Origin of the sequence: Sphingomonas segetis, from assembly GCF_009720245.1 — a bacterium.
In the GTDB taxonomy this organism is placed as follows: domain Bacteria; phylum Pseudomonadota; class Alphaproteobacteria; order Sphingomonadales; family Sphingomonadaceae; genus Sphingomicrobium; species Sphingomicrobium segetis.
On sequence record NZ_WJSQ01000017.1, the window covers coordinates 19577 to 27236 of the forward strand.

The following is a 7660-nucleotide window of genomic DNA, read 5'->3' on the forward strand; positions in this document are numbered from 1 at the left end:
AATGCAAAGGCGTGCTACAGCAGCAACGCATGAGCAACTGGCCCGAGCTAAGCGTCGAACGCGACCACGACACCCTCGCGCTGCTCCACCTCGCCGCGCAGATGATCGGCAAGATCCGCGTCGCACATGCTCCCTGGATGAATCACGGCTGGCAAGCGGCGCTCCAGCCCAACGCGCGCGGGCTCGGAATCATGCCGACGGCTGCGAGCGGCGAGCGGACGTTCACGCTGACGCTCGATCTTTGCCGCCACGCGATCGTGCTGTGGATCAGCGACGGCCGGCGCGAGGAGCTGCCGCTCAACGCCGGGAACATCGCTGCGCTTCACAAGCGGTTGATCGGGATGCTTGATCGCCACGACCTGCCAGCGACGTTCAATGGCTGGCCCAACGAACTGCCGGAGGCGGTTCCGTTTGCCGATGACACGACGCGCCGCGACTACGACAGGGATTCGGCGGAGCGGTTTCGCGAGGCGCTCGCTGCCATGCTCCCCGTGTTCGCGTGCTTCCGCGCGGGCTTCAGCGGCAAGGCCAGTCCGGTGCATTTCTGGTGGGGCAGCTTCGATCTGGCCGTCAGCCGCTTCTCGGGCCGCAAGGCGCCGCAGCATCCCGGGGGGATCCCCGGCCTTCCCGACAGGATCACGCGCGAGGCCTATAGCGAGGAGGTCAGCAGCGCCGGCTTCTGGGCCGGCGGAGCGACCGCGGCCGAGCCCTTCTTCTACAGTTACATCTATCCCGAACCCGAGCGTTTCCGCGCGGCGGACGTCACGCACGGCAAGTTCGACGAGACGTACGGCGAGTTTGTCCTGCCCTATGCCGACGTGCGCGCGGCCGACGATCCCGACCGGATGCTGACGAAATTCTTTCAGTCGGCTTACGACGCAGCGGCCGAGCTGGCGCACTGGGACCGCGCAGCGCTGGAGCGGGAGCCAGTGGCGCCATAGCAAGAGGGCGCCGGAATCGCTTCCGACGCCCCTCGCTGTTCTTGGCTGAGAACTACGCCGCCTTCTTCTCCAGCGCGCCCTTCGCCTGGACGATGATGGCGCTGAACGCTTCGGCCTCGTGCATCGCGATGTCGGCGAGCACTTTGCGATCGAGTGTGATTCCGGCGAGGTTCAGCGCGTGGATGAACTGGCCGTAGGTCATGCCTTCCGCGCGGACCGCGGCGTTGATCCGCTGGATCCACAAAGCGCGGAAGCTGCGCTTCTTCACCTTGCGGTCGCGGTAGGCGTACTGGCCGGCCTTCTCGACCGCCTGGCGGGCAATCCGGATCGTGTTCTTGCGGCGGCCGTAATAGCCCTTCGCATTGTCGAGGATACGCTTGTGCTTGGCGCGGGTGGTGACACCCCTTTTGACGCGTGCCATGTCTCATCCGCTCCTTACTTGAGGCCGTAGGGCGCCCAGGACTTCACGCGGGCGACATCGGCCTCGCTGAGAATCTCGGTGCCGCGGTTCTGGCGGATGTACTTGGCGTTGTGGCTGATCAGCCGGTGGCGCTTGCCCGCGACCCCGTGCTTGATCTTGCCGGTCGCGGTGACCGTGAAGCGCTTCTTCACGCCGCTCTTGGTTTTGAGCTTGGGCATTTCGTCTCCTTGTGTGTCCCCGCGCAGGCGGGGACGACGTTATCCAACCGCCACGGCATGCCTTCGGGCCGGGCCATTGATTTTCCAACGATCTGGAAAGCGCGGGCCTATAGAGGCGAGTGGCGCCGGACGCAAGCAGTCACCAGGGGATTTCCGAGCCGTTCCGCCTCAGGAACCGACCGGTCTGCTCGATGCCGAGCCCTACGACGAGCTTGCGGATATCGGCAACGCTCTGCTCCGCGGTGATCTGTGCGCCCGCGCCTCCCATCCGCGTCTTGACCCAGCCCGGACTGACGAGGACGCACGTCACGCTGCGCGGCTTCGCCTCGATGGCGAGCGAACTCCACGCCATGTTCAGCGCCGCCTTGGATGTGCGGTACGGGACCCAGCCGGCGCCGATGTCGCCGATGCTTCCCATGCCGCTCGAAATGGCGATCATCCTCCCTCCCTCGGCCATGCGCGGAAGCAGCGCCTTGCCGAGCACATAAGGGGCGATCGCGTTGACCATCATCATCGCCTGCCAGGCACGCGCGTCGTCGGCGGACTTCCCTTCCATCGGGTGGTTCGTGCCCGCATTGGCGATGAACAGGTCGAGCGGACCGTCGATCTTCCCGGCGAAAGAGGCGACCGCATCGGCGTCGGCAAGGTCGAGCGGCTCGACGCGGACACCGAGCGCGTCGAGCTCCTCGCCCGAGTGCCGCGCCGTCGCTACGACTTCCCAGCCGTCCTGCGAATATTGCCGCGCGAATTCGAGACCAATGCCTCGATTCGCGCCGGTAATGAGGATTGTGGACATAGTGCTCGAACGCAGCGGCGCCGGAAAAGCTCAGCTCTTCTGGGAAACGGTGAGGCTCCCGGCGACGCTCGGCCCCAACGTCTCGACGCATTTCCCTGAGCCGTCGAGCCACGCGCGCCATTGCCGCGGGGCAAGCAAGGCGACGCCGCGGTGGTGGTACGGCTCGACGTCAGGCCCTGGCGGCACCGTCAGCAGCGTGAACGCTTCGCCGACTTCGGGAATGCTCCGCACCAGCCCCGCGATGGCGACTTCGCCTTCGGACGGGCGGAACAGCCAGCAATCCTTGCGCTTCTGCTTCGGGTCGGAGGGGCTGGTATATTCGTAGAAGCCGTCGGCGATCACGAGACAGCGGTCCTTGCCGAACTCGCGTCCGTCGGAGCGCATGTTGAACACCGGCTTGCCGCCGGGTCCTGGCCACGACCAGCGCCGCTCGACGAGCTCAGCCATGCCGCGCTGCGCGTCGAACTTCACGATCGGCGCCATTTCGGAAATCCGCACGTCGCGCGGCTCCATGTTCGGAATGCCTTCGGGGAAGGTCAGCGGAATCTGGACGTCTGCGAAGAGGCGCCGGATCGCGTCCGGGTTCTTCTCCATCCGGTAAAGGTTGCACATGGCGGCGTGCCGGTCAGTCGAACAGGCTCGAGACCGAAGCTTCGTCGGAGATCCGCTTGATCGCCTCGCCGAGCAGCGGCGCGACCGTCAGCCGGCGGATTTTGCTGCCCTTCGGGTCCGCCTCGCCGGTCCAGATCGTGTCGGTGACGACCAGTTCGCTCAGCTCCGACTTCGCCACCCGCGCCGCCGCGCCGCCCGACAGCACGCCGTGGGTGCAATAAGCGAACACCTCGACCGCGCCCTGCTGTTTGAGCGCCGCGGCCGCGTTGCAGAGTGTCCCCGCCGAATCGACGATGTCGTCGACCAGGATACAGGTGCGTCCGTCGACGTCGCCGATGATGTTCATCACCTCCGATTCGCCGGCGCGCTCGCGGCGCTTGTCGACGATCGCCAGCGGCGCGTTGTTGAGCCTTTTGGCGAGGCCGCGCGCCCGGACCACGCCACCGACGTCGGGCGATACAACCAGCAAATCGCGGTTTCCGAACCGCGCGCGGATGTCGGTCGCGATCACCGGTGAGCCGAACAGATTGTCGGTCGGGATGTCGAAAAAGCCCTGGATCTGCCCGGCGTGGAGATCGATCGACAGCACCCGGTTCGCTCCGGCGGTGGTGATCAGATTGGCGACCAGCTTGGCCGAGATCGGGGTGCGCGGGCCGGGCTTCCGGTCCTGCCGGGCATAGCCGAAATAAGGCACGACGGCGGTGATCCTTTTGGCTGACGCGCGCCTCAGCGCGTCGATGCAGATCAACAGCTCCATGAGGTTGTCGTTGGCCGGATAGCTGGTCGACTGGATCACGAACACGTCCTCGCCGCGGACGTTCTCGTTGATCTCGACGAACACCTCCTCGTCGGCGAAGCGACGGACGCTCGCATCGGTCAGCGGGGTTTCGAGATATTCGGCGATCGAGCGGGCCAGCGGCAGGTTGCTGTTCCCGGCAAGCAATTTCATGTGGGGGCCCTCGGCAGCGGCGTTGCAACGGCCCTTAGCGGCGACCGCCGTAAGGCGCAAAGGATTGCCGCCGCGCCGTCGCGCGTTAAAGGCGCCATGAGCATGACCGACCGCCTCAAAATCGCGTTCGCCCAGATGAACCAGCGCGTCGGGGACCTCGAGGGCAATGCCGCGGCGATGCTCGACATGCGGGGTCGGGCCGCGGGCGCCGACCTGCTGCTGTGTCCCGAGCTTCAGCTGATCGGCTATCCGCCCGAGGACCTCGTCCTCAAGCCGGAGTTCGTTCGCCGGGCTCATGAGTGCACCGACCAGCTCGTCGCTGCGACGACGGAACCCGGTCCGGCAATCCTCATCGGCACTCCGGTCGCAGAGGGCGGTGCGGTGTACAACGCGATGATCCTCGCCAACGAGGGCCGGGTGCTCGCGCGCACGCTCAAGCGTGAGCTGCCCAACTACGGTACGTTCGACGAGAAGCGCATTTTCACGCCCGGGCCGCTGCCCGACCCGATCGAGTTCATGGGCGTGAAGATCGGCGTGCCGATCTGCGAGGACATCTGGCAGGAAGTCGTGTGCGCGCACCTCGCCGAAGCGGGCGCCGAAATGCTGCTAGTCCCCAATGGCAGCCCATACGAGCTCGACAAGGACGACAAGCGCTACCGGCTGGTGCGCTCGCGCGCGCTGGAGACGGCGCTGCCGATCGCCTATCTCAATCGCGTCGGCGGGCAGGATGAGCTCGTGTTCGACGGCTCGTCGTTCATCGTCCATCCCGATGGCGAGCGGGTGGTGCAGATGCCCGACTGGGACGAAGCGCTGCTGATCGCCGACTGGGAGCGCACCGCCCAGGGCTGGCGCTGCACGACACGCGAGACCCACCAGCTCGATGCCTTTCCGGAAGACGTCTACAAGGCGATGATGGTCGGCCTGCACGATTATGTGCAGCGCAACGGCTTCCCGGGCGTGATTCTCGGCCTGTCGGGCGGGATCGACAGCGCGCTCTCGGCGGCGATCGCCGTCGACGCGCTCGGGCCGGAAAGGGTGTGCAGCGTGATGCTGCCGTCCAGATACACGAGCCACGAGAGCCTTGAAGACGCCCGCGAGTGCGCGCGGCTGCTAGGCTGCCGCCATGACGCCGTGTCGATCGCGCCGGCGGTCGCAGCGGTCGGGCAGATGCTTCCGGACATGAGCGGACTTGCCGCCGAGAACGTCCAGGCGCGCCTCAGGATGGTCGCGCTGATGGCGTTGTCCAACTCGGGCGGTCAGATGCTGCTCACTACCGGCAACAAGAGCGAGATGAGCGTCGGCTACGCCACCCTCTACGGCGACATGGCCGGCGGCTATTCGGTGCTCAAGGACGCCTACAAAAGCACCGTGTTCGCGTTGTCGCGCTGGCGCAACGCGAACAAGCCCGAAGGCGGGCTGGGGCCGGGCGGTCGGGTGATGCCCGACAATGTGATCACCAAACCGCCGACGGCCGAGCTCAGGCCCGGCCAGAAGGACGAGGACAACCTGCCACCCTATTCGGTGCTCGACCGGATCCTTGAGGGGCTGGTTGACCAGGAAATGTCCGTCGGCGAGGTCGCGAGGGCGACCGGCGAGGAGGTCGCCCTCGTCGCGGACATCGAATCGAAGGTCCTCAAATCGGAATACAAGCGCCGCCAGGCCCCGCCCGGCGTGAAGATCGGCAGCCGCAACTTCGGGCGCGACCGCCGCTATCCGATCAGCAATTTTTTCCATACCGCGCCGGCGCTGAAGACCCCGCGATGAGCGTGGTCACGCGATTCGCGCCGTCCCCGACCGGCCGGCTCCACGTCGGCAATATCCGGACAGCGCTGCACAACTTCCTTTTCGCTCGGAAGAACGGCGGCACGTTCATCCTCAGGATCGACGATACGGACCGCGAGCGCTCGACCGCGGAGTTCGACGAGGCGATCCGCGCTGATCTCCAGTGGCTCGGCCTCAGCACCGACAAAGTCGTCCGTCAGTCCGAGCGGTTCGACCTCTACGAGCGCGAGTTCGAGCGGTTGAACGCCGCTGGCCGGGTCTACGCCTGCTACGAGACTCAGGAGGAGCTTGAGCTTCGCCGAAAGGTGCTGCTCGGGCGTGGGCTTCCGCCGGTGTACGAGCGCAAGCCGGCCGATGCACCCGTGCCGGAAGGGCGCGCGCCGCACTGGCGCTTCCGGCTCGATCACGATTCGGCGATCGCATGGAGCGACCTCATCCGCGGCGAGCAGAAGTTCGACCCCACGCTGCTCAGCGACCCCGTCGTCCGGCGCGAGGACGGCAGCTGGCTCTATCTGCTGCCGAGCGTGATCGACGACATCGATCTCGCCATCACCCACGTCGTGCGCGGTGAGGACCATGTCTCGAACAGCGCGGTGCAGATCCAGATGTTCGCGGCGCTCGGGAGCGAGCCGCCCGAGTTCGCCCACGAAGCTTTGCTCGTCGCCGCCGAGGGCAAATTGTCGAAGCGCTTCGGCTCCTATGGCGCCGAGCACCTGCGGCAGGAAGGCGTCGAACCGATGGCCTTGCTCGACGTGCTGGCGCGCATCGGGACGTCGCAGCCGGTCGAACCCCTCGCTTCGCTGGATGAACTGGCGGCCACCTTCGACTTTTCCACCTTCGGCCGCGCCCCGGCGCATTTCGACCCGCACGACGTCGAGCTGATCAACGCGCGGCTGCTCCACCACGTGGATTATGCCGCCGTCGCGGATCGGCTGCCCGGAGAGGCAACCGAGGAGGACTGGCTTGCGCTTCGCGGCAATCTCGAACGACTGGGCGACTTCGGAGCCTGGTTCGCGGTGCTCCATGGCGAGATCGACCCGCCCGAGCTTGCGCATGACGAGCGGCTGTTGGTGAAAGACGCGGCGGCGGTCGCCGAAGGTCTCGATTGGTCGGCCGAGCCGTGGCGCGCGCTAACGGGCGAACTGAAGCAGGCCACGGGCAGGAAGGGCCGTGAGCTGTTCCATCCGCTGCGCCTCGCCCTCACCGGGCGTGACAGCGGGCCGGAAATGGCGCCGCTCCTCGCTGCGATGGGCAAGGACCGCGCCATCCGCCGCCTCGAAGCTGCGGCATCCCGCTGAGGCTGGCGAAGCGGTTCCCCGGGCCTTATCTTCCGCCCATGTCCTGGTTTCCCCGCCCGTCCACGCCCGCTGCTGCATTGCGCGACCTGTTCGCTCTGATGCGTCACCGCAGCCGCGAGCAGGTGATCGCCGCCTGCCTTGCGGTGCTGATCACGACGATCATCGTCATCGAGTTCATCGTCGACCCGCAGATCGGCACCGCGCCGCCCCCGCGGGTCGTCGAGGTCGAGCTTTATGCCCCCAACCGGACTGACGCCGATATCGTCGCCGACCAGAAGAAGGACCAGGCCGCCAGGGAAGCGTGGCAAAAGGAGCGGCAGCAGCAGTTCAAGAAGCTCGAAAAGCAGCTCGGGATTGAGTGACGATCGCGAATGGATGGCGAAAGCCATCGCGCTAGGCGAGGACGCCCGCGGCCAAAGCGCGCCCAACCCCAACGTCGGCTGCGTGATCGTGTCGAGCTCGGGCCGGGTCATCGGCAAGGGCGCCACCGCGGCCGGCGGAAGGCCACACGCCGAAGCTGTGGCGCTTGGGGCGGCCGGCAAGCGCGCGGCGGGCGCGACGGTCTATGTGACGCTAGAGCCCTGCGCGCATGCGAGCGATCGCGGACCCGCGTGCACCGACCTGCTGCTCGAATTGCAGCCCA

At 66.7% G+C, this 7660-nt stretch carries 9 protein-coding genes and 1 pseudogene; 5 read left to right on the forward strand and 5 right to left on the reverse strand.

Annotated features, from left to right (window positions below):
• Positions 1–29 precede the first annotated feature (29 nt).
• Positions 30–941, forward strand: coding sequence for a DUF5996 family protein (locus GH737_RS03160; RefSeq protein WP_155263407.1), 912 nt, complete (start codon positions 30–32; stop codon positions 939–941).
• Positions 942–993: 52 nt separating this feature from the next.
• Here the strand turns inward: GH737_RS03160 and rplT are convergent, their stop codons facing one another.
• The 5 genes from rplT to GH737_RS03185 all read right to left on the reverse strand — a co-directional run bounded on the left by rplT (position 994) and on the right by GH737_RS03185 (position 3937).
• Positions 994–1362 (reverse strand): 50S ribosomal protein L20, encoded by a 369-nt coding sequence (rplT, locus tag GH737_RS03165; RefSeq protein ID WP_155263408.1) that lies wholly within the window; start codon positions 1360–1362, stop codon positions 994–996.
• A gap of 14 nt (positions 1363–1376) precedes the next feature.
• The gene (rpmI, locus tag GH737_RS03170) at positions 1377–1580 is read right to left on the reverse strand and encodes a 50S ribosomal protein L35 (protein ID WP_155263409.1); all 204 of its coding nucleotides are present in this window, start codon (positions 1578–1580) and stop codon (positions 1377–1379) included.
• A gap of 139 nt (positions 1581–1719) precedes the next feature.
• Positions 1720–2376, reverse strand: a complete 657-nt coding sequence (locus tag GH737_RS03175; protein WP_155263410.1) for an SDR family oxidoreductase — start codon at positions 2374–2376, stop codon at positions 1720–1722.
• 30 nt (positions 2377–2406) lie between these two features.
• Entirely contained in the window at positions 2407–2988 is a 582-nt protein-coding gene (locus GH737_RS03180) for an SOS response-associated peptidase family protein (protein ID WP_155263411.1), read from the reverse strand.
• Between the two features lie 13 nt (positions 2989–3001).
• Positions 3002–3937: a ribose-phosphate pyrophosphokinase gene (locus GH737_RS03185; protein ID WP_155263412.1), complete on the reverse strand. Its 936-nt coding sequence runs from the start codon at positions 3935–3937 to the stop codon at positions 3002–3004.
• A 102-nt stretch (positions 3938–4039) separates the two neighbouring features.
• Between GH737_RS03185 and GH737_RS03190 the strand changes: the two genes are divergently transcribed.
• The 4 genes and pseudogenes from GH737_RS03190 to GH737_RS03205 all read left to right on the forward strand — a co-directional run.
• The gene (locus tag GH737_RS03190) at positions 4040–5701 is read left to right on the forward strand and encodes an NAD+ synthase (protein ID WP_155263413.1); all 1662 of its coding nucleotides are present in this window, start codon (positions 4040–4042) and stop codon (positions 5699–5701) included.
• Positions 5698–7017, forward strand: a complete 1320-nt coding sequence (gltX, locus tag GH737_RS03195) for a glutamate--tRNA ligase (RefSeq protein WP_155263414.1) — start codon at positions 5698–5700, stop codon at positions 7015–7017. Before GH737_RS03190 ends, gltX begins: the two co-directional genes overlap by 4 nt.
• Before the next feature lie 38 nt (positions 7018–7055).
• Positions 7056–7379: a hypothetical protein gene (locus GH737_RS03200; RefSeq protein ID WP_155263415.1), complete on the forward strand. Its 324-nt coding sequence runs from the start codon at positions 7056–7058 to the stop codon at positions 7377–7379.
• Positions 7380–7392: 13 nt separating this feature from the next.
• Positions 7393–7660 (forward strand): annotated as a pseudogene (locus GH737_RS03205) (deaminase); the annotation flags it as partial.

Bases quoted from the DNA above. Each gene is read 5' to 3' on its own strand.
- GH737_RS03160 (WP_155263407.1), top strand. From the start codon at position 30: ATGAGCAACTGGCCCGAGCTAAGCGTCGAACGCGACCACGACACCCTC.
- rplT (WP_155263408.1), bottom strand. From the start codon at position 1,362: ATGGCACGCGTCAAAAGGGGTGTCACCACCCGCGCCAAGCACAAGCGT.
- rpmI (WP_155263409.1), bottom strand. From the start codon at position 1,580: ATGCCCAAGCTCAAAACCAAGAGCGGCGTGAAGAAGCGCTTCACGGTC.
- GH737_RS03175 (WP_155263410.1), bottom strand. From the start codon at position 2,376: ATGTCCACAATCCTCATTACCGGCGCGAATCGAGGCATTGGTCTCGAA.
- GH737_RS03180 (WP_155263411.1), bottom strand. From the start codon at position 2,988: ATGTGCAACCTTTACCGGATGGAGAAGAACCCGGACGCGATCCGGCGC.
- GH737_RS03185 (WP_155263412.1), bottom strand. From the start codon at position 3,937: ATGAAATTGCTTGCCGGGAACAGCAACCTGCCGCTGGCCCGCTCGATC.
- GH737_RS03190 (WP_155263413.1), top strand. From the start codon at position 4,040: ATGACCGACCGCCTCAAAATCGCGTTCGCCCAGATGAACCAGCGCGTC.
- gltX (WP_155263414.1), top strand. From the start codon at position 5,698: ATGAGCGTGGTCACGCGATTCGCGCCGTCCCCGACCGGCCGGCTCCAC.
- GH737_RS03200 (WP_155263415.1), top strand. From the start codon at position 7,056: ATGTCCTGGTTTCCCCGCCCGTCCACGCCCGCTGCTGCATTGCGCGAC.